Raw genomic sequence first — 20,909 nt, 5'->3', positions numbered from 1 at the left:
CGATATGATACGAGATTCCTCGTCCGGCAGCGGGCGGGGAATCTAAGATTAAGGAGTCGACTATGAGCACGTACATTACGAAGCGGATCTTATATATGATCATCATTTTGTTCGCGGCTTCCTTCTTGATTTTCTGCTTGTACGCCCTTACGCCCGGGGACTTCATTACGGGGAATATCAAGCTGACGCCAGAACGCAAAGCGGAGCTCCGCGAGATTTACGGATTGAACAGGCCTGTGGTCGAACGATATTGGACCTGGATGAAGAACGCCTTCCATGGCGACTTCGGCTACTCGCTCGCACAGCAGAAGCCGGTGCTAACGCTGTTCAACCAATATGTCTGGAACTCATTCCTGCTTGCTATCGTCTCCACATTCCTGACCTGGGTGATTGCGGTCGTCGTCGGCGTCTTCGTCGCGTACAAACAATATTCCTGGTTTGATACCTTCGTGATGTTGTTTCTCTTCGCGGCGATGTCGATCCCGTCGTTCTTCATCGGTCTCTTCCTGATCAAGATCCTCGCTGTTGACTGGAAGTGGCTTCCTCCTGGCGGGATGCTGACAACAGGCAGCAACGCGACGGGACTCGCTTATGTCAAAGAAGTCATTCATCATATGACACTGCCGGTAATTGTAATGACCTTGCTCGGTGTCGGATCGCTGACGCGGTACTTCCGCAGCAATATGATCGATGTCATCAAGCAGGATTACATCCGCACGGCTAGAGCCAAAGGTCTAAAGGAACGTAAGGTGCTGTTCAGGCATGCGCTGCGCAATGCCTTACTGCCCGCGATTACGCTGGTGGGCTTCGAGCTTCCCGCTTTATTCGGCGGGTCGCTTATCATCGAGAAAATTTTCAATTGGCCAGGAATTGGGCAGCTCTACATGCAGTCCTTCACGCTGCGGGATTATCCGCTGCTAATGGGATTCACACTGTTTATCGCGATACTGACCGTGATCGGCACCTTACTCTCGGACATCTTGTACCGAGTCGCCGATCCAAGGGTTCGATTGTAGGAGGTCAAAGGAATGTCAACGATTCACGCAGAAGGCGCGAGCGGTGCCGCCCAAGCAGTACCGGTTCGAAGGGCAGCGCAAGCTTCACTGTGGCGGCAATCGCTCCGGCGGTTGATGAAGAACAAGCTGGCCGTGCTCGGGTTCGTCGTTGTGGCGTTCATGTTCGTGGCCTGCTTCATCGGCCCGGTGTTCTCGCCGTACACGGATAATAAAATCAACATGGCGTTTATGAACAAAGCGCCTAACCTCAAGCACTGGCTAGGTACGGATATGCTTGGACGAGACGTGCTGACTCGCGTTCTGATGGCTGGACGGATCTCGTTGACCGTCGGGCTGGCGTCGATGGTGCTGTCGGTTTTCGTTGGCACGTTGCTCGGTGTCGTTGCCGGTTACTACCGAGGTGTCGTCGATCAGCTCGTCATGCGACTTGCGGATTTGCTGCTCACCATTCCAAGCTTGCCGCTGCTATTCATCTTCGGAGCATTGCTGTCGGAGTGGAAGGTTCCGACAGAATACCGGATGTATATCGTGATGCTGATGCTTAGCATCGTCGGTTGGCCGGGACTCGCCCGGATGGTGCGTGGTCAGATGCTGAGCTTGCGGGAGCGGGAGTATATGCAAGCAACCGTGGTACTCGGCCTTCGTGACCGCCGGAAGCTGTTTAACCATCTGCTTCCGAATCTGGTACCGCTGATTATCGTCATCGCCACGCTCAATATCGGCGGTGCTATTCTAAGCGAGTCCGTTCTGAGCTATTTCGGTCTCGGCGTCATGGCCCCCACGCCAACGTGGGGGAACATGATCGACGCGGCGAACAATATGATTGACTTTCAGGATCATCCGTGGCTGTGGATTCCGCCTGGATTCTCGATCTTCGCAACAGTCATCGCCATTAATATTTTTGGTGACGGATTGCGGGACGTACTGGATCCTAAGCAGAAAAGGTAGGTGCATGCTAACATGAATAACGTACTTGAGATCGAGCATCTAAGCACGCATTTCCATACCGAAGAAGGCGTAGTGCGGGCTGTGGACGACGTCGGGCTGCAGGTTCGCCAAGGCGAGATCGTCTGCATTGTGGGCGAATCCGGAAGCGGCAAGAGCATTACCGCGATGTCCGTTATGGGTTTGGTAGAAGGGCCGGCCGGGCGTGTGACTGGCGGCAGGATTGCTTTTGACGGACTCGATCTGCTCAAGCTGGGCCGCAGTGAGCTTCGTGCCATTCGTGGCAACGAGATCGCGATGATTTTTCAAGAACCGATGACGTCGCTGAATCCGGTGCTGAAGATCGGCGAGCAGCTGATGGAGCCGCTCATCGAACACCGTAAAATGAGCAAGAAAGCGGCGCGGAAGCGGGCGATCGAGCTCATCGGCGAGGTCGGCATCTCCCGTGCGGAGCAGATTGCGGATTCGTATCCGCATGAACTTAGCGGCGGCATGCTGCAGCGCATCATGATCGCAATCGCGATATCGTGCGAGCCGAAGCTGCTCATCGCGGACGAGCCGACGACAGCGCTCGACGTCACGATTCAAGCGCAGATTCTCGACATGCTGCGCCGATTCAAGGAAGAATCCGGCATGTCCATTCTGCTCATCACCCATGACCTTGGCGTCGTGGCGGAGATGGCGGATTACGTTGTGGTGATGTATGCGGGCAAGATTGTGGAAGAAGGCGAAGTGGTGTCCTTGTTCGAAAATCCGCAGCATCCGTACACGAAGGGATTGCTGAAGTCCAAACCAGTCATCAACCAACGCCAAGATGAGCTGTATTCCATTCCGGGACAGGTGCCTAATCCGCTGGAGCTCGTGCCATCCTGTTATTTCCATGAGCGCTGCGAGCATTGCATGGACATCTGCAGAACGCAGCAACCGCCATTGAAAGACATCGGGAACGGGCAAAAAGCCGCATGCTGGTTGAACGAGGAGGTGACACGCGCATGACGGAAGCTACTGCACTGCTTGAGGTAAACGGGTTGAAAAAGTATTTTCCGATTAAGTCGGGACTGCTCAGCCGCACGGTCGGACATGTCAAAGCCGTCGACGATATCAGCTTCTCGATCAAACGCGGCGAAACATTCGGTCTTGTCGGAGAATCCGGAAGCGGCAAAAGCACCGTTGGCCGAACGATTCTTCGTTTGACGGACAAGACCGCCGGCGAAGTGAAATTCGGCGGTATCGACCTGCATGGCTTGCAGCCGGACGAGCTGCGCCGCATGCGGCCGAAGATGCAGATGATCTTCCAAGATCCGTACAGCTCGCTCAATCCGCGCGTGCGGATCGGGGATGCCATCGGCGAGGCGCTGCTCGATCATGGGCTAGCCTCCCAGTCTGAGGTCCAAGAACGCGTGATGGATGTATTAAATGCCTGCGGCCTGTCGTCGTACCACTTCGACCGGTTCCCTCACGAGTTCTCCGGCGGACAGCGACAGCGCGTCGGCATCGCAAGAGCGCTCGTCCTCAATCCGGATCTCATCATCGCGGATGAACCTGTTTCTGCGCTTGATGTTTCTATTCAGGCGCAGATCATCAATTTGTTTCGCGGCATGCAAGAGAAGCAGGGCTTGACCTATTTGTTTATTTCGCATGATCTTAGCGTCGTCGAGCATTTATGCTCGCATATTGGCGTGATGTATCTCGGATCGATGATGGAGACGTCGCCGCGTGATGAATTATTCCGTGACCCGCTGCATCCGTATACTAAGGCGCTGCTGTCGGCCGTGCCTATCCCGATCCCGAAGCTGAAGCGCGAGAGAATTGTGCTGAGCGGCGAGCTGCCGAATCCGGCTGATCCGCCTTCCGGTTGCAAATTCCACACCCGTTGCCCATACGCGGTTGCGCGCTGCCGTGAGGAAGTGCCGCAATTCAGAGATGTTGGCAATGACCGCAAAGTCGCCTGCCATCTCGTCTAATTGACGGGAATGCAGCAATAATAAGGAGGGCCGCAGCAGTCTGCAGGTAGCAGACCGTTGCGGCTCTTTGCCATGCCCAAACCGATTATTGCGGCAGCTCGCTAACGGGACTGGCGTTCTTCACGCCGACGATATGCGGGATAATAGAACGGCATGCTTGTCGAAGGCCTGCAATGAAGCCGAAGGCAGGACCATGGGTATGGCTGGCCAGCGGTCCGGAAAAATAGAGTCCGGGTATGCTGCATTCGAAGTGCTCGCTTAAGTGAGGGAAGCCATGGAATGGTTCAGGTTCCCGAAGGACGTTGCTGGAAAGCTCGGGCGACAGGAAAGGCAAGCGATCCAAATTAATGCGGTAGCCGGTGGCGCTGATTACATGGTCAACGACGCGGGATCCGCCGCTTGAGAGCATAAGCTGCGCCTTGCCATCGTCCCTGGCCTCCGCGCGTATGATATCGACGCTGCCCGTCGCTTTCACTTTGCCTTCGACGTAAGGCCTCAGGAATGAGGCGACGCTGCCGTGCCTCGGCGTATTCCAGCGCTCCTGCTTCTCTTCAGGTGGTTGCCGGTAAAACTGCTCAGCCGATTCGATCAGCCGTAGTCCGGAGGAGGCGTTGTCCTCCCCGGAGAAGCGCACCTCTTCACCGCGAAACAATAGCTCCGCGTCGCTGCCAGCCATATAAAGCAGGGCTGCCGCTTCCCAGGCGCTCTGGCCGCTGCCGACGACGGCAACCGAGTTGCCGCGGAAACGGTCAAACGAGGTTTGGCCGAAGGTATGCGTTAGCAGTGAAGGAGGCAGCGAACTCAGCACTTTCGGAATGTAGCTGAAGTGCTGCAGGCCAGTGGCGATGACGACGTTGGCGGCCGACAGACGAGTTCCTGTTTGGGTGATGATCTCAAAAGCATGCTGAGAACGTGTAATTCGGGCTGCCAGGTCAGGCGTAAACGTAATGCCAGCCCGGCGGGCGAACCAGAATGCGTAATCGACGAATGCGGGACGTGGAAACGGCGAAGCGAGAGGCGTGCCGGTTTCTTCGCAGAATCGCTCGATTGTCCATCTGTCATCGCTATCCGAGAGGCTGATGTAAAGCGGGTTGGTGCGTATGAACATCGTCTGCGGCATCTGCTCCTTCCAGAAATGCATGGGTTGTCCGAGCAGCGCATAGGAGAGACCTGCGGACTTGGCATGCGCAGCCAACGATATGCCATAAGGGCCTGCACCTATAATTGCGAGATCCACCATGGAGACCCCTCCTAGATATTTAATAGAATAAGAAGCGGGATCCGTGCTTCGTGTTGACAGCATCCGGCTTTGATGCTAAATTCAATATTACCAGTTGGAATAGTAGGAATAAGGATCCACCGGAAAACCGGAGATTGCGCACCTGTGCATCTCTGGTTTTTTTTATCTCATGAGGAGGGAATAAGTTGAACGATATTATTAATCATTTAAAGGCACATCGCTCGATCCGTAAATTCAAGCCAGATCCGGTGACGGAGGAGCAGCTTTCTTCCATACTTGCATCCGCCCAAGCGGCATCGACATCATCCAATATCCAAGCTTACAGCGTTGTCGGCGTGCGCAATAAGGAGACGAAACGCCAGTTCGCCGAGCTTGCAGGCGGGCAGAAGCATATAGAGGAGGCTCCTCTATTCCTGGTGTGGTGCGCAGACTTGAACCGTCTGCAGACAGCGGTACAACTGCACGAAGGCGATGAAGACATAGCGTTTGTGCAGAATGTGGAAACGTTTCTGCTGGCGACCATCGACGCCACGCTTGCGGCGCAGAACGCGACGATTGCGGCAGAATCGGTCGGACTTGGCATGGTCTACATCGGCGGCATCCGCAACGATCCGAAACGGGCGGCGGAGCTGCTGAAGCTGCCTCAGCTCGTCTATCCGGTATTCGGCATGTGCCTTGGCGTGCCCGATCAGGAGCCCGACATTCGTCCTAGGCTTCCTGTGTCTGCCATTTACCACGAAGAAATTTACGGAGACGAAGTGTTCTCATCCAGCATTAGAGACTATGACGAGACAACGAAGGCGTATTATGCATCTCGTGCGGGCGGCAGCAAGGATACGTACTGGTCCAAAGAGATGGCATCCCGTTTCCGCAAAGACCGGTTGCGCCAACACTTGCACGGTTTTATTGAAGGTCAAGGCTACCGCTTCAAGTAAGCGAGTAAGCGAAGCTTTGCTGCTAAGACAAGGACAGCGCCCATACGCAATGGGCGCACAGGCTGTCGAGAAAGTCTCGACAGCCTGTGCGTGCTGCGTCTGATCTGTCAGAACGGCAAACGGCCGGGATAACTGCACTCTCAGCTTCGCCAAGCTGCCGAAATCAGCTGTTTTCCAGTCTGAGAGTTTAATAATTGCACTCTCAGAGCAGCAAACGGCTGAATTCTTCGCTGAGAGTTCGAAAATTGCACTCTCAGCTTCGCCATGCTGCCGAAATCGGCTGTTTTCCAGTCTGAGAGTTCAATAATTGCACTCTCAGCGCAGTAAACGGCCGAATTCTTTGCTGAGAGTTCGAAAAATGCATTCTCAGCTTCGCAATGCTGCCGAAATCGGTGGCTTCCCAGTCTGAGTGCCTCTCCGAAACCCTGAAAGGGACATGTCTATAAAAAGAGAAACTCACTTTGTTGAATAAACGTGAGTTTCTCTACACTCTGAGCGCCCATACGCAATGGGCGCTGTTTGTTTATCCGATTGCGGCTTTGGCTCAGCTACTCAAATAACCTGAAGCCGCTGCGCATGCTTACGGCGGAACGCCGGAATGAGCTTCGTCCCGGATATCGTCGCTTCCTCCAGATTCGGATAGCCCGAAAGAATGAAGGAGGTGATGCCGATATCGACGTACTCGAGCAAGCGGTCCGCGACCTGATCAGGCGTGCCTACGAATGCCATGGCGCCGCCTCCGCGAATGGCGGACAGACCCGCCCAGAAGTTCGGCCCGATAACATAATCGTTAGCCTTGGCGAGTGCGCGAACCTGATTTTGCCGTTGTTGGCCTTCCGATTGCGAGCCGCCGAATTGAATTTCGTTCGCGTCGAGGGTCGTCTTGTCGACTTTGCTGATGATATGTTTCGCAGCTTCCCATGCTTCCTCTTCGGTATCGCGAATGACGACCTGCGCCCGAAGGCCGTACCGGATCGTACGGTTGATGCCTTCGCGCTCAAGCAACTGCTCGCGATGGTGCTCAACCTCCGCGATTTGTTCCTTTATCCAATCGATCGGCTCGGCCCACATGAGGTAGACGTCGGCAATTTCTGCCGCGGTCTTCTTCGCCGCAGGCGAGCTTCCACCGAAGTAGAAGGGTGGATGCGGACGCTGCACCGGAGGCGGGTAGCTTTTGCCACCTTCAATGGAGAAGTGCTTGCCGTTGAAATCGAACGTTTGAGCGGAGCCTTCCGGGTTGCCTGCCGCCAAGTTGCCCCCGGCAAGGAACTGGCGACCTTCCGCGCCGTGAGATCGGATCCACAGCTCGCGCACGATCTTGATATATTCCAGCGTCCGTTCGTAACGCGCTTCCTTGTCATCCGCAAGCGGGTCGCCCATCGCTCTCATGTCCTCCGGCGAGCTGCCGGTCACGATGTTGATGAGCGCGCGGCCTCCGGTTACCTCATCAAGCGTTGCGCCTATTCGCGCAGCAAGCGCTGGCGCGATTAATCCGGGACGCATCGCGACAAGCGGCTTGAATACGCGCGTATGGGCCGCGAGCGTCGCCCCCATTATCCAGGCGTCGCTGCAGGTGCCTCCGGTCGGGATGAGTGCAAACGTATAGCCGGCATTTTCTACAGCCTGGGCCACACGTATCATGTACGGCGTATCGACGACGCGTTCCGATTTGACGCCAATGTAAGGGCCATCGCCCCTTGTCGGCATGTACCAGCCGAATTCGACTTCATCTGAAGAATGGGTTGCCATCTATTGAAACCTCCGTTCAGTGTAGGATGAATCGGTTATCACTTTGCCGCCTTGCTGAGAGCCCAAATCTGCTTATGCTCATTATCCGGACGGGCAAGGCCGAGATTCTCACGCAGCGTGTTGCCTTCGTATACGGTGCGGAACAAGCCCCGGTTCTGCAGCTCCGGCACGACCTTGTCGGCGAAGGTATCAAGACCGGACGGGAAGAGCGGAGGCAAGATGTTAAAGCCGTCGGCTCCGCCTTCTGCCAGCCATTTCTCAATGAAATCGGCAGCTTGGATGACCGAGCCAGTGAACGAAACATGGCCATGCCCGGCATAGCTCCGGCTCAGGAATTGGCGGATCGTCATGTTATCGCGTCGCGCTGCATCCACGACCACTTCATGGCGGCTCGTAATGCCGCTGTTCGAGAAGCCGTACGGCTGCGACTTATCAACCGGGACAGGATCGTCAAGCGAGTATTCGGAAAGGTCGACGGTAAAATAATTGGAGAGCCGCTTCAGCGCTTTGGCAGGATCCACCAAGGAGAACAGCTCGTCTTCGAGGTCGCGGGCTTCGGCTTCGGTGTCAGCGATAATCGGGCTGAGTCCAGGCATGATGAGCAGTTGATCCTGCGTTCTGCCGTATCTGGCCAGCCTGGATTTGACGTCCGTATAGAACTCCTGCGCGGCGCCAAGCGTCTGTTGCGCCGTGAAGATCACTTCCGCCGTACGGGCGGCGAGCTCCCTGCCGCTCTCCGAGGAGCCAGCTTGAACAAGAACGGGATATCCTTGCGGCGGGCGTGGAATGTTCAAAGGACCTTTGACGTTGAAATATTTCCCTTTGAAATTAATTTCGTGCACTTTGTCCTGATGAAGCGTCACATCGGTCGACCTGTCGTAGACGAGAGCGTCTTCTTCCCAGCTGTCCCATAGCTGCTTCGTCACTTCGACAAACTCCGTTCCGATATCGTAACGCGTCTCGGGCTCGGGATGTCCGGGTTTGCCGAAATTATCGGCATCCGACTGCGAATGGCCTGTTACGATATTCCATGCGGCGCGACCTTTGCTAATGTGGTCGAGTGACGCGAACTTGCGGGCGACATGGTACGGATCGTTATACGTCGTACTGACGGTGGCAATGAAACCGACATGTTTGGTCAGCGCCGCAAGCGCCGATAACAATGTGAAAGGCTCGAGCCTTCTTCCGAGGCCGGAGTAGTTGTCCGCCGTGAATAAGGAATCGAACAGTCCCCGCTCGGCGATCTGCGCAAGACCTGCATAATACTCCAGACCAAGATCCGCTTTCGGATCGCTGGATTGGTGCTTCCAAGCCCCGGCATGATGGCCGGCTCCGCGAATAAATACGTTAAAATGTGCCTGCTTCTTCGACTTTCCCTTGTTTGTACTCAAACAAATCACCTCAGATTCCGGGAGCCCATTGCCGAGTAAAGGACGAAAAAAAACCGGATCCACGCTAAATAGCCATGGATCCGGTTGACCGGTCTCTAACTCTGGGTAATCCCATCATTTTACTCGAATATTATAGGATCATGAGACAATCGTCAATTGATTTTCTCAAAAAAAGTTTTAGCAGATGAGGTTGACAATATCTAGGAGCCGTTGTTATAGTAAGACCCATGCTGAACGAAAGCATATAAAATTCATCGGATTTATTGGTTATATCGATTTCGACCAAATAATCGACCGTACACTCGGAGATGTCTGATCAGGTTTCTTTATGAAGCCTGCCGGATATCTCCTTTTTTCATTTGGAATACGGGCGTAAAGACAGGGGGATATCAATGGCGGGCTTGCAGATCAATCATCTATACAAACGCTACGGTAAGGATAAACATCCGGTCGTGAAAGACTTCCACATGTCGATCGGGGACAAGGAATTCATCGTATTCGTCGGTCCGTCCGGCTGCGGCAAGTCAACGACGCTGCGCATGATAGCCGGTCTTGAGGATATTTCGGAAGGCGAAATCATCATCGACGGCCAAGTGGTCAATCATCTGCCACCGAAGGACCGCGACATCTCAATGGTGTTCCAGAACTACGCGCTGTATCCGAACTTGAGCGTCTATGAGAATATCGCGTTCGGCCTTAGGATGAGGAAGCTGCCGAAACACGAAATCGATATCGCCGTGAAGAAGGCTTCCCGGATTCTGGAGATCGAGCCGTATCTGAACCGCAAACCGCGGCAGTTGTCGGGGGGACAGCGTCAACGCGTCGCCCTAGGCCGGGCGATCGTCCGCAATCCGAAGCTGTTTCTCATGGATGAGCCTCTATCCAATCTGGATGCCAAGCTGAGGGTATCCATGAGGATGGAAATCATTAAACTCCATAAAGAGCTGGGCACTACATTCATCTACGTGACGCATGATCAGGTGGAGGCGATGACGATGGCCGACCGGGTTGTCGTCATGCGCGACGGCATCATTCAGCAGATCGATACGCCTGAGGAGATTTATTCATATCCGGCCAATACGTTCGTCGCCGGCTTTATCGGATCGCCGCAAATCAATTTCATCCGAGGCAAGATCGAAGAGAATGCGCTTGGCGTCCTTGAATTTCATACCTCGCGGTTCAAGCTTCCGATTCATGGCGATAACGCGGCTGCGCTTCGGAAGCACAAGCAGATCGACAAACAAGTCATACTCGGCATAAGGCCCGAGAACATCAGCCTCGAAGCGCTGTTCTCGGAGGCCGTCATCACGGGCTCGTACAAGTTCGGCGAGCTGATGGGAGCCGACCGCTATCTCTATCTCGATATCGGTCAGGACAATTTGCTCATCGCCCGAGTCAGTCCGTCGGTGCATTTCGAATCGAACGAAACGGTGAGATTAGGGCTCGACACGTTGAAGATGCTGTTCTTTCATCAGGAAACCGGCGAGCGGTTTTCGTCCTAAACCACGCCGGAAGGAGAGAGCTTTGTGAAAACACGTTTATGGGGGAAGGCGGTCGGAGCCGTGCTGGCAGCCGGCTTGCTCGTATTCTCCGTGCAGGCTGCGCTACAGCATTCCGGCGGTCGAAACGACCAGGCTTCGGTTGCGGCAGCGGCAGGGGCTTCGGTCAACGCGGACGATGCCTCGAATACGTCGCCGCCTGCCGGCACCGAAGAGGGAGAGCTCACGTATGCCCAAGCTTTGAGCGAATGGAAAAGCAAAGGAATCCAAAGCGCCAAGGCTGTCGTCGCGGTGGGCGCTGGCAGCCCGCAGGCGGTGTCGGATGCAGACCGGCTCTCAACCGGCGAATATGGCGTCAAATCCGGCGTCCTAAACTGGAATTCACCGGACAAAGAATGGGCTGAATTCAAGGCGGTCGTCCCAGAGGCGGGGCTGTACGAAATTCGCCTTTCTTACAAGCCGGTAACGGACGACGGCAGAACGGCTCCGATCCTATGGGAAGTGAATATCGATGGTAAGCGTCCGTTCGCAGAAGCGTCGTCCGTTGCGCTTTACCGCACGTGGCAAGATGTGCGGCCCATCTTGAAGAACGGCGACGGCGATCAAATCCGTCCGAGATCGAAGGATGTATCCGAGTGGAGCGTCGAGCCTCTGGTCGATTCGGCAGGCGCTTACGCTGGTCCGCTCCAATGGTATTTCACGAAGGGCAGCCATACGATCCGATTCTCGGGCTATGAGCCGATTGCATTGGAGAGGATCGAGCTGGCGCCAAGTGAAACGCCGGGCAGCTATGCGGATGTATCCGCCGGCTATCCTGCTGGCGGCGACGCGGCAGGCGAGAGTCCGATTACGATTCAAGCTGAAGATTTTGCCTATAAGAACGATACCGCCATTAAATTGTTCTCGGATCGCAATCCTCGTACCGTGCCGAGGGCAAAAGGTCGGATTACGTACAATACGGTCGGAGGCGCAAGGTGGGTCGACCAGAATCAGGAAATCACATGGGCTTTCGAGGTTCCGGAGAGCGGACGGTATAAATTCGCTCTCCGCGAGATTCAGAACGTGACTTCGCAGAAGACATCGTTTCGGACCGTTCGCATCGACGGCAAGGTTCCGTTCCGAGAGTTCCAAGCCTTCGCCATTCCTTATTCGCCAAGCTGGCAAGGACTGGTGCTTGAAGACGATGCAGGCAGCCCCTATGAAGTCTATCTGGAGAAAGGGAAGCACACGCTCTCGCTTGCGGTCACTCATGCTCCGGTAGAACCCATCATTGCCGAAATCAAATCGGTCTCTGAAGAGCTCGATGCGGTCGATTGGGATTTGCGGGCTTTGACGGGAGCGGTCGTGGATCGTAACCGGACTTGGATCGTGGAGCGGGATTATCCGGATATGCCGACTAAGCTGCAGCGCATCGCGGATCGTTTGGAGCTTCTGTCGCAGAAGAACGTGCTGATTAACGGAACCAAAGATTCCGTAAGCCAGGGAATGGGCACGGCAGCCAAAGACATTCGTTCGCTGCTGAAGAAGCCGGAGGAGATTCCATATAACGTCGAGGAAATCGCGTCCATTCGGGAGAAGCTGAACCTGTTCATCGAAACGCTGCTGAAGCAGACGCTCCAGCTCGACGAACTGTACGTGGCTCCGAGCGGATCTGACTTTCCCGACATGGAGGCGAAGCTTTGGAGCCGAATTTGGGGAGGCATTCAAAATTTCAGCTACTCATTCGACAGCAGAGACAGCATCACGAAGCTCGATGAGAATAAGCTGAACATCTGGGTCCAGCGCGGTCGAGACTACGTTGATCAGCTTCAGCAGCTGGCCGACGAATCGTTCACGCCGGAGACCGGCATCGAGGTGAAGGTCAATCTGCTCGCGAATCCCGAGCTGCTGCTTATGTCCAATGCCGCCGACGTTCAGCCTGATCTTGCGCTCGGACTAACGCAGGATTTGCCGGTCGATCTCGCGATTCGGGGAAGTCTTGCGAACCTATCCGAGTTCGACGGGTTCGATAAGCTCTATGAGCAGTTCAGTCCCGGCTCTTGGCTTCCGCTCAACTACAACGGCAGTCTATACGGCACGCCGGAAACGCAGTCGTTCCAAGTGCTGTTCTACCGGGAGGATATTCTGAAGAAGCTAGGCATCCAGGTTCCGCAGACGTGGGAGGATGTCTACGATATCCTGCCGACTTTGCAGCAGAATTACATGAACTTTTATATCAATCCGACGCAATTCTCGCAATATTTCTATCAGAACGGCATCGATTTCTACGAGCCGGACGGTTTGAAGACTGCTCTCGACAATCCGGACGCGTTCAAGGCGTTCAAGCAATGGACGGATCTGTTCAACACGTATGCGATCGAGAAGGAAGTGCCGAGCTTCTATCAGCATTTCCGCGACGGTACGATGCCGATCGGCATATCGGATTACAACATGTACGTACAGCTGGCGGCGGCAGCGCCCGAACTGAACGACCGCTGGAAGATCGCTGAAATACCGGGCGTCAAGCAGGCCGATGGCACGATCTCGCGCTGGGCGGGAGGCGGGCAGCGGACCGACGTCATCTTCAAACGGTCGCCGAAGAAGGAGCAGGCGTGGAAGTTTCTGCAGTGGTGGCTGTCCTCCGATGTCCAGCAGCAATATGGTGCTGATCTTGAAGCCATTAACGGCGTCGCGTTCCGCTGGAATACGTCGAATGTCCAGGCGTTCAGCCGCCTACCTTGGAAGCGGGAGGACGCGGAAGTGATCTTGGAGCAATGGAGATGGTACAAGGATATCCCGAACGTTCCCGGTGGCTATTACCTGGAGCGGGAAGCGAACAACGCCTGGAACCGGTCGGTTATCGGCAAGATGAACTATCGGGCTTCGCTCGAACAAGCGGTACGCGACATTAACCGGGAGCTCCGCAGGAAGCAGGAGGAATTCGGCTTCATCGATGCCGACGGCAAGCGGCTGAAGCCGTTCAAGCTGCCGAATGTCGACAAACCATGGGAAGGGATCGACCGCTATGTTAAGTAGATTATTGTCTATTCGGACGGCGTACGGGGTAACGGCTAGCCGTGAGAGGGAGACGAACGTCATCCTGAGCAAGCTGTGGTCCTGCCGGACGTCGTATTTGTTCATTGCTCCGTTCATGCTCATATTCGGCGCATTCATCGTCGTTCCGGTCGTCATTGCCATTGGACTTAGCTTTACGTATTACAACGCGGTCGAGCGGCCTCGTTTTATCGGATGGAGCAACTTTCAATATTTGATCTCGCAGGATCTGCTGTTCTTGAAATACGCCCTTCCGAATACGTTCAAATTCGCGATCATCGTGGGACCTGGCGGTTACATTGCGGGCTTCATCGTGGCATGGCTAATCTCTCTGCTGGGCAAGAACATCCGCAAGTGGATTGCTTTAGCGGTCTACACGCCCTCGCTCACGGTCGGCATCGCGTTGACAGTCATTTGGCTGCCGCTGCTGTCCGGGGACCGGATCGGCTATCTGAACAGCTTTCTGCTTGGGCAGGGTCTGATCGACGTGCCGAAGCTGTGGGTGACCGACCCCGCGCTGCTGATGAAATCCATGATTGCAGTGTCATTATGGTCGAGTATGGGCGTCGGTTTCCTGGCTATGCTGGCCGGCATTCTGAACATTGATCCGATTCTGTATGAAGCAGGACGGATTGACGGCATCCGGAGCAGGCTGCAGGAGATCTGGTACATCACGATTCCTTCGATGAAGCCTCAGATGTTGTTCGGCGCCGTCATGGCGATCGTCACGACCTTCAAGACGGGAGCGATCGGCCCGGAGCTATCGGGCAAGAATCCGACGCCTGAATACGCGGGGCATCTGATCGTCAACCATATTCAGGATTTCGGCTTTATCCGTTTCGAGATGGGCTATGCGGCGGCGATTTCGGTCTTTCTCCTGCTGCTGATGTACGGATCGAATAAGCTCGCTTGGGGATTGTTCGGAAGCAAGGAGGAGTAATCATGCTGAAATCGTTCTCCATATCGAGAATCTCGCTTCATCTGGCCATGGCTGCCTTCGCGGCGTTCATGCTGCTGCCAATTATTTACATTTTCAATCATGCGTTCAAGCCGTATCACGAGCTGTTCGTTTATCCGCCGAACTTCTTCGTCAAGGAACCGACGGTTCAGAACTTCATCGAGTTGATGTGGGTCACGTCGAATTCGGTCATCCCGCTTTCCCGCTACTTATTCAACAGCTTCTTGATCACGGCTGTGAGCATCGTGGCGGTGACGGTCGTCAGCTCCTTGTGCGCCTATGCGCTTGCCAAGCATGAATTTCCAGGCAAAAGACTGGTGTTCTCGTCCATCGTCCTCATGCTCATGTTCGCGCCAGAAGTCGTCCAGATCCCGCGCTACTTGGTGGTCAGCCAGCTAGGGCTGATGAATACATATCTCGGGCATGTGCTGCCGATGGTGGCGCTGCCGGTCGGGGTCTTTCTGCTTAAACAGTTCATGGACCAGATTCCGTCGGCGCTTCTGGAAGCTGCGCGCATTGACGGGTCGACGGAGTTCGGCCTGTTCCTGAAGATCGTAATTCCGGTCTGCATGCCGGCCGTCGCTACAGTCGCCATTCTGTCGTTTCAGAACTCATGGAGCAACCTCGAGACATCGACTTTCTTCATGCAGGACGACGACATGAAGACGTTCCCGTTCTTCCTGTCCACGCTGACGAACAATCTGGCGAACAACGTCGCACGGCAGGGTGCGGCCGCGGTTGCGGCATTGATTATTCTGCTGCCTAACCTGGTGTTCTTCATCATTCTGCAGCGGAAGGTCATCGATACGATGGCGCATTCTGGAATCAAATAAGGAGGGAGGGCGCATCATTGAGCAGGCGATGGTGGCTTCGTACAACAACGATGATTCTGTTTGTCGCGCTTCTGGCGGTGTCGCTGTTGCTGCCCGCGGTAAGCGCATATTCCCCGTACCAAACGTTCTACAAGGACGGGTACGGTCAGCTCGTACAAATTCAGAACGCCTATCAGCCAGGAGAATTGCTAGGACCGGATATCGGTCCAGACAAGACGGCTCCTCAGAAAGGGACCGTCCAAACGGCTGCAGCCGACAATGCTCCGATCGGCACGCTTAATCAGCCGCAGGATCTGTACGTCGACGGCAAGGATCAGATCTATATCGCCGATACGGGCAATAACCGGATCGTGCAACTGGATGAACAGGGACGATTCGTCCGCTCTATTGAAGTTAAAGATAGTCCATTAAGCAGTCCGAACGGTCTGTTCGTGGATAAGAACGGCGACATTTACGTGGCAGATACGGGCAACCAGCGGGTCGTCCGGCTGAATGGGGAAGGCAAACTGCTGCGGGAATACAAACGGCCGGACTCGCCTTACTTGCCGGATTCATTCAAATATGAACCTACGAAGCTGGTCGTCGACAAACGCGGATTCCTCTATATCACGACGCTAGGCGCGTTTCAGGGCTTGCTTCAGCTCGACCCGGAAGGGCGTTATCAGAGCTTCTTCGGTTCCAACAAAGTGAAGTTCTCGCTGTTCGATTCTTTCAAACGGGCGTTCTATACGAGAGAAATGTATAGCAGGGAGCTAAGCAAGCTGCCTGGAGCGATCGTGAACACGGCGATTGATCAGGGCGGCTTCGTCTACACGGTGACGAAGGAAATCGACAACGAGCAAGTGAAGAAATTCAATATCGCCGGATTGGACCAGCTGGAAGGCGGCGGCGAGTTTACGCCCGCATCCGGAAACAAGGCGTTCGGCGAGAATGCCTGGTGGGCGCCTAGGAAAGCAGAGCCGCAGCTGCAGGATATCAGCATCGATGCGGATGGCAACTTTACGGTTATCGATTCGCTGTTTAACACGATTAGCCAGTATGACGCCGACGGCAATCTGCTCTTCTTCTGGGGCGGAGATAACGGCGAGGGAGCGACGAAGCTCGGGCTCGTAAAGACGCCAGCCTCGATCGCAACGACCCGGGCGGGGGATCTATTGGTGCTGGACAGCGTCAACAGCCTCATCCAGCGGCTTCAGCTCACCGAGTACGGATCGCTTGTTCATCAAGCGAACAGGCTTACCCAAGATGGAAAGTACGAAGAAAGCGAGCCGCTCTGGACGGAAGTATACCGTCAGAACGCCTACTACACCCCGGCGTTGATCGGGCTTGCCAAGGCTGCCTATAAGAAAGAGCAATTCGAGCTGGCGGAAGACCTGTTCCTGAAAGCAGGCGTGAACAAGGGCTATTCGGACTCCTTCTGGCAGAACCGTCTCTTCTGGTTCCAGGACCACTTCGGGTTCTTGATGAATGTCGTTGCAGCTTCGGGGATTCTCTGTTTCGCTGTCCTGAAGCTATCTCGAAGATATGGTTGGGCCGCAGCAGGGGCTGGGAGGCTTCGCCCGCAGAGCAGGCTCTATAGTCAACTTCGGCATGTGAACACGCTCGTGAAACATCCGATTGACGGCTACCATGCGATCCGATATCAGAACGGCGCAGGGCCTGTAAGCAGCTTGCTCTTGCTTGCGCTCGCGATCTTCTCCGTTGGCGTCATTAGTTCCCAAACAAGCTTCACCTTTAATCCGAAAATTTACCTAGGCGTCAAGCTGGGTCCGATCTTGGTGCAGTTTGCCGCGATTTGGCTAGGATGGGTGATAGCGAATTACTTGGTTAGCTCCTTGATGCGAGGAGAAGGACGGCTGCGCGACGTGTTCTATGGGAGTGCCTATGCTTTATTTCCGATTATTTCTATCGGTATACCCTTAACAATAATCTCCCATGGTTTCACTTTAAGCGAAGCGTCGATCTTCGATTTTCTTGAATTGGCGATGTATGCGTGGACGTTCCTGCAATTCTTCTGGATGGTGCAAGGGATCCACAACTACAGCGTCGGCGAAGCGATTCTTAACATCGTGTTTACGCTGCTGGCGCTGGCCATCATCGCGACGTTGATCTTTATCTTCTTTAGTTTGAGCGGGGAATTGATCAACTTCATTTATTCCATCTATCAGGAGGTGATCATCCGATGACCGGCAGCAAGCTGCGGCTATCCTTAATTATTACGGGCATCGTGATCGTTGCCGTCCTGACAGGGCTGGCCGTTCAATTCCACACACGGGATGACGCCGTTTCAGTGGGAAAGGCGTCCGCCGCCGGGACTGGAAACGTCGTTGCGACGGCCTCCTTCAAGCCTAAGGCGGGTACAGCCCCATTCAAGCCAGTGCTGCCAGCTGATGGCAGATTCCAGCTGATTGCTGAGAATGCGAGCTTGTTGCTGTCAGCCGACAAGGACACAGGGCACTTCCAGGTCGTGAGCAAACAAACCGGCAAGGTTTGGTACTCTTACCCCAATCCCGCGCAGTGGCCTAAGGAAACGATTGGCGGTGCTTGGAAGAACAATCTGCTTTCGCCCATCATTGTGGAATACATGGATTTGTCCAACTACAAGTCGGCGTCCAGAACAGTCGGTTTAGTCGACGAAGGCGGTTTCGCGGAGGATTTCAGAACGACGGAGAATGGCTTTGCCGTCACGTTCGTACTGCCTAAAGCCTCTTTGAAGATTCCGGTCGAGGTTGCGCTGAAGGAAGACAGCGTCGAGACGACTATCCGCGATGAGCAGATCGTGGAAGCCGGTAAGTTCAGCCTCCTGAACGCCAAGCTCTACCCGCTGTTCGGGGGAGAGACTACCCAGGGCCAGGACGGCTATATCTTCGTTCCGGACGGCTCCGGGGCGCTGATTCGGTTCAAGGAAGGCCGCGTTCTCCCGCAGCTCACGTACAATCAACCGGTTTACGGCTACGACGGTTCTTTCTACTTCGATCAGCCGGACCGCCAGCGTCTGTCGATCCCCGTATTCGGCCTGAAGTCTGGCGACCAGGCATTCGCGGCGGTCATTACCGAAGGGGCAGAATACGCCAACGTGTTCGCGGCGCCTTCCGGTTCGATCGGCTTGTCGAACTGGGTGACGACCGAGTGGCAGTATCGCAAGCGATTCTTTCAAAGCGTCAGCAAAAGCACGGACGCGGGCTTCTTCACTTACAGCGAGAAGCGGTTCGACGCTCCCCGGCGGACAGTACGCTATTACTTGCTGCCGCCGGATCAAAGCGATTACGTGGGCATGGCCGCCAAATACCGCGATTACTTGACTGCGGGCGGCGCGCTTCATCCGGTAGAGCCGAAGAAGGACATTCCGCTCTACGTGGATATCGTCGGCGGCGACATCGAACAAGGCTTGCTCTTCGACTCCTACTTGACGGCTACAACGACGAATGAAGCGAAGAAGTTGGTCTCCAGCATCTATGACCGAGGCATTCATGATTTAGTCGTGCAATATAACGGGTGGCAGCAAGATGGTTACAGCACGCATGGCGGCTACTTTCCCGTGGAGTCGAAGCTCGGCGGCAATAAAGGCATGAAAGCATTTATCGATTATGCTCATACGCTAGACATTCCCGTTTACTTAACGGCTAACTATACGATCAACAATAACGGGGACGACGGCTTCTGGTACAGAAGGGATGGCCAGCGCGATCTCTCGGGCAACACATTGTCCGCGGGAGAAGATAATTGGCTCGTGAGCCCGCGGTTTTACCGCAAGGTCATCGACTCGGACCTGAGCGAGTACAAGAAGCTAGGCGCGGACGGCATCGTGTTCGATGGCAGCGGGATCGGATATCAGCTGAATACTGATTTCAACGGCCGCTATGAGGCAAGCCGTGCTGACGAGATCGGCATTCAGCGCGATATTTTCAAGCAAGCGAAGGAAATACTCGGTTCCGTCACGGCTGTTAACGCTAATGCCTATGTATGGGAAGGGCTGAAGCATATTCCTCGGCTCGCGGATGATTATTCATACGACGTGTTTGTCGATGAGGCGGTTCCTTTTGCGCAGATCGTGCTCCATGGGGCCGTCACTTATACGTCCGAATGGGCGAACGTGCGACGGGAATCGCGGACCGAGTTTCTGCGAAGCATCGAATACGGGGCGTATCCGACGTACGTCTTCACTGCCTCACCGTCCGACAAGCTGCGGCATGCTTATTCAATCTGGTATTACAGCCTGAATTACCGGGATTGGCTGGACAATCTGTCGGAGGAATACGCGAAGGCAAGCGAAGCGCTGCGCGACGTGCAGGATAAGCGAATCATTGGTCATCGCTCTCTCGCGGAGAACGTGAAGGAAACGACTTACGAAGGCGGGCAACGCGTGATCGTCAACTATGGAACGAGCGCGTACGCGCAAGGCGACCTTCGCGTGGCTGCGCAGGACTTTACCGTAATCAAGGGAGGGGCGGACCAATGATCCGAAAGGCTAGACTGCACGCATCGACGATCCGTAAAATCGAAGGCTCGATTTTTATCGCCCCCTGGATACTCGGATTTCTCGCATTCGTCGCTTTTCCGCTCGGCTATTCCTTGTACATGAGCTTCCACCAGGTTCGGATTACCGTCGATTCGGCTGTCTACACCTTTCTCGGTTTCCGGAATTACAAAGAAATACTCGTTTCGAACGGGAGCTTGCTTTACGAGGATCTGATTCCGTTCCTGCGCGAGTCGATCATGATGATACCGATCATTCTCGTCTTCTCGCTGCTGGTCGCGATTCTGCTCAACTTGAAATTCCCGGGTCGCACGCTGTTTCGCGTCATTTTCTTTCTTCCCGTCATTTTCTCGTCCGGACAGATCGTCCAGGAATTTATCAATCAAGGGGAGGGCTCGCTGAGCGTCCTGCAGTCGCTGCATATCGAAGAGTACCTGAGAGAATACGTGCCCGCATCATGGGCGGATCCGATTCAGACCGTCATGAGTTCATTCGTGCTCGTGCTCTGGTACTCGGGCGTCCAGATTCTGATCTTCCTTGCAGGGCGACAGACGCTGCCGCCGTCGATGTACGAGGCTTCCAGGATTGACGGCTCCGGACCATGGAACACCTTCTGGAAAATCACGCTGCCAGGACTCGTTCCCTACATTTTCTTGAATCTGATGTACACGGTCGTCGACTTGTTCACGTTCCCGTCCAACCCCATCGTCAGCAAGGTCAATACGGCCAATTATGGCAGCTCCAGCGCGCTGGCTTGGATTTATTTCACCATTATATTGCTGTTCGTCGGCTTGACGCTGCTGCTGTACAGCCGGGTGGATAAGGCGCTCTCAGGCAGTGCTCATCAATAATAAGGAGGCGATTCGTCA

15 protein-coding genes are annotated in these 20,909 nt (G+C 54.8%); 12 read left to right on the top strand and 3 right to left on the bottom strand.

Annotated elements, in window-relative coordinates:
* Positions 1 to 62: 62 nt before the first annotated feature.
* Genes AC0YNX_RS13630 through AC0YNX_RS13615 form a run of 4 tightly spaced genes read left to right on the top strand, consistent with a single transcriptional unit; the run spans position 63 to position 3,925 of the window.
* Positions 63 to 1,016, top strand: a complete 954-nt coding sequence (locus tag AC0YNX_RS13630) for an ABC transporter permease (RefSeq protein ID WP_475816195.1) — start codon at positions 63 to 65, stop codon at positions 1,014 to 1,016.
* 12 nt (positions 1,017 to 1,028) lie between these two features.
* On the top strand, positions 1,029 to 1,964 hold the full coding sequence (gene opp4C, locus AC0YNX_RS13625) for an oligopeptide ABC transporter permease (protein WP_475816194.1): 936 nt from the start codon (positions 1,029 to 1,031) through the stop codon (positions 1,962 to 1,964).
* Positions 1,965 to 1,976: 12 nt separating this feature from the next.
* Entirely contained in the window at positions 1,977 to 2,957 is a 981-nt protein-coding gene (locus AC0YNX_RS13620; protein WP_475816193.1) for an ABC transporter ATP-binding protein, read from the top strand.
* On the top strand, positions 2,954 to 3,925 hold the full coding sequence (locus AC0YNX_RS13615) for an ABC transporter ATP-binding protein (RefSeq protein WP_475816192.1): 972 nt from the start codon (positions 2,954 to 2,956) through the stop codon (positions 3,923 to 3,925). Before AC0YNX_RS13620 ends, AC0YNX_RS13615 begins: the two co-directional genes overlap by 4 nt.
* A gap of 85 nt (positions 3,926 to 4,010) precedes the next feature.
* Here the strand turns inward: AC0YNX_RS13615 and AC0YNX_RS13610 are convergent, their stop codons facing one another.
* Positions 4,011 to 5,165 (bottom strand): NAD(P)-binding domain-containing protein, encoded by a 1,155-nt coding sequence (locus AC0YNX_RS13610; RefSeq protein WP_475816191.1) that lies wholly within the window; start codon positions 5,163 to 5,165, stop codon positions 4,011 to 4,013.
* A gap of 185 nt (positions 5,166 to 5,350) precedes the next feature.
* Here AC0YNX_RS13610 and nfsA point away from each other — a divergent pair, with 185 nt between their 5' ends.
* Positions 5,351 to 6,100: an oxygen-insensitive NADPH nitroreductase gene (nfsA, locus tag AC0YNX_RS13605; protein ID WP_475816190.1), complete on the top strand. Its 750-nt coding sequence runs from the start codon at positions 5,351 to 5,353 to the stop codon at positions 6,098 to 6,100.
* Positions 6,101 to 6,652: 552 nt separating this feature from the next.
* Here nfsA and AC0YNX_RS13600 read toward each other — a convergent pair.
* Positions 6,653 to 7,849 (bottom strand): LLM class flavin-dependent oxidoreductase, encoded by a 1,197-nt coding sequence (locus AC0YNX_RS13600; protein ID WP_475816189.1) that lies wholly within the window; start codon positions 7,847 to 7,849, stop codon positions 6,653 to 6,655.
* A 38-nt stretch (positions 7,850 to 7,887) separates the two neighbouring features.
* Entirely contained in the window at positions 7,888 to 9,240 is a 1,353-nt protein-coding gene (locus tag AC0YNX_RS13595; protein ID WP_475816188.1) for an LLM class flavin-dependent oxidoreductase, read from the bottom strand.
* A gap of 392 nt (positions 9,241 to 9,632) precedes the next feature.
* Here AC0YNX_RS13595 and AC0YNX_RS13590 point away from each other — a divergent pair, with 392 nt between their 5' ends.
* The 7 genes from AC0YNX_RS13590 to AC0YNX_RS13560 all read left to right on the top strand — a co-directional run bounded on the left by AC0YNX_RS13590 (position 9,633) and on the right by AC0YNX_RS13560 (position 20,891).
* On the top strand, positions 9,633 to 10,742 hold the full coding sequence (locus tag AC0YNX_RS13590) for an ABC transporter ATP-binding protein (protein WP_475816187.1): 1,110 nt from the start codon (positions 9,633 to 9,635) through the stop codon (positions 10,740 to 10,742).
* Between the two features lie 24 nt (positions 10,743 to 10,766).
* Entirely contained in the window at positions 10,767 to 13,754 is a 2,988-nt protein-coding gene (locus AC0YNX_RS13585; protein ID WP_475816186.1) for an extracellular solute-binding protein, read from the top strand.
* A gap of 115 nt (positions 13,755 to 13,869) precedes the next feature.
* The gene (locus AC0YNX_RS13580) at positions 13,870 to 14,712 is read left to right on the top strand and encodes a carbohydrate ABC transporter permease (RefSeq protein WP_475816253.1); all 843 of its coding nucleotides are present in this window, start codon (positions 13,870 to 13,872) and stop codon (positions 14,710 to 14,712) included.
* A 2-nt stretch (positions 14,713 to 14,714) separates the two neighbouring features.
* The gene (locus AC0YNX_RS13575) at positions 14,715 to 15,563 is read left to right on the top strand and encodes a carbohydrate ABC transporter permease (protein WP_475816185.1); all 849 of its coding nucleotides are present in this window, start codon (positions 14,715 to 14,717) and stop codon (positions 15,561 to 15,563) included.
* Between the two features lie 17 nt (positions 15,564 to 15,580).
* On the top strand, positions 15,581 to 17,749 hold the full coding sequence (locus AC0YNX_RS13570) for an SMP-30/gluconolactonase/LRE family protein (protein ID WP_475816184.1): 2,169 nt from the start codon (positions 15,581 to 15,583) through the stop codon (positions 17,747 to 17,749).
* A complete protein-coding gene (locus AC0YNX_RS13565; protein ID WP_475816183.1) occupies positions 17,746 to 20,022 on the top strand; it encodes a DUF5696 domain-containing protein in 2,277 nt (758 codons plus the stop codon). Before AC0YNX_RS13570 ends, AC0YNX_RS13565 begins: the two co-directional genes overlap by 4 nt.
* Positions 20,019 to 20,891, top strand: a complete 873-nt coding sequence (locus tag AC0YNX_RS13560; RefSeq protein WP_475816182.1) for a carbohydrate ABC transporter permease — start codon at positions 20,019 to 20,021, stop codon at positions 20,889 to 20,891. Before AC0YNX_RS13565 ends, AC0YNX_RS13560 begins: the two co-directional genes overlap by 4 nt.
* Positions 20,892 to 20,909 lie beyond the last annotated feature (18 nt).

The sequence above is a fragment of the Paenibacillus sp. J31R98 genome, from assembly GCF_056269245.1.
Note: the sequence above shows the minus strand (reverse complement) of the source record. Positions and strands in the feature narration are given on the sequence as shown.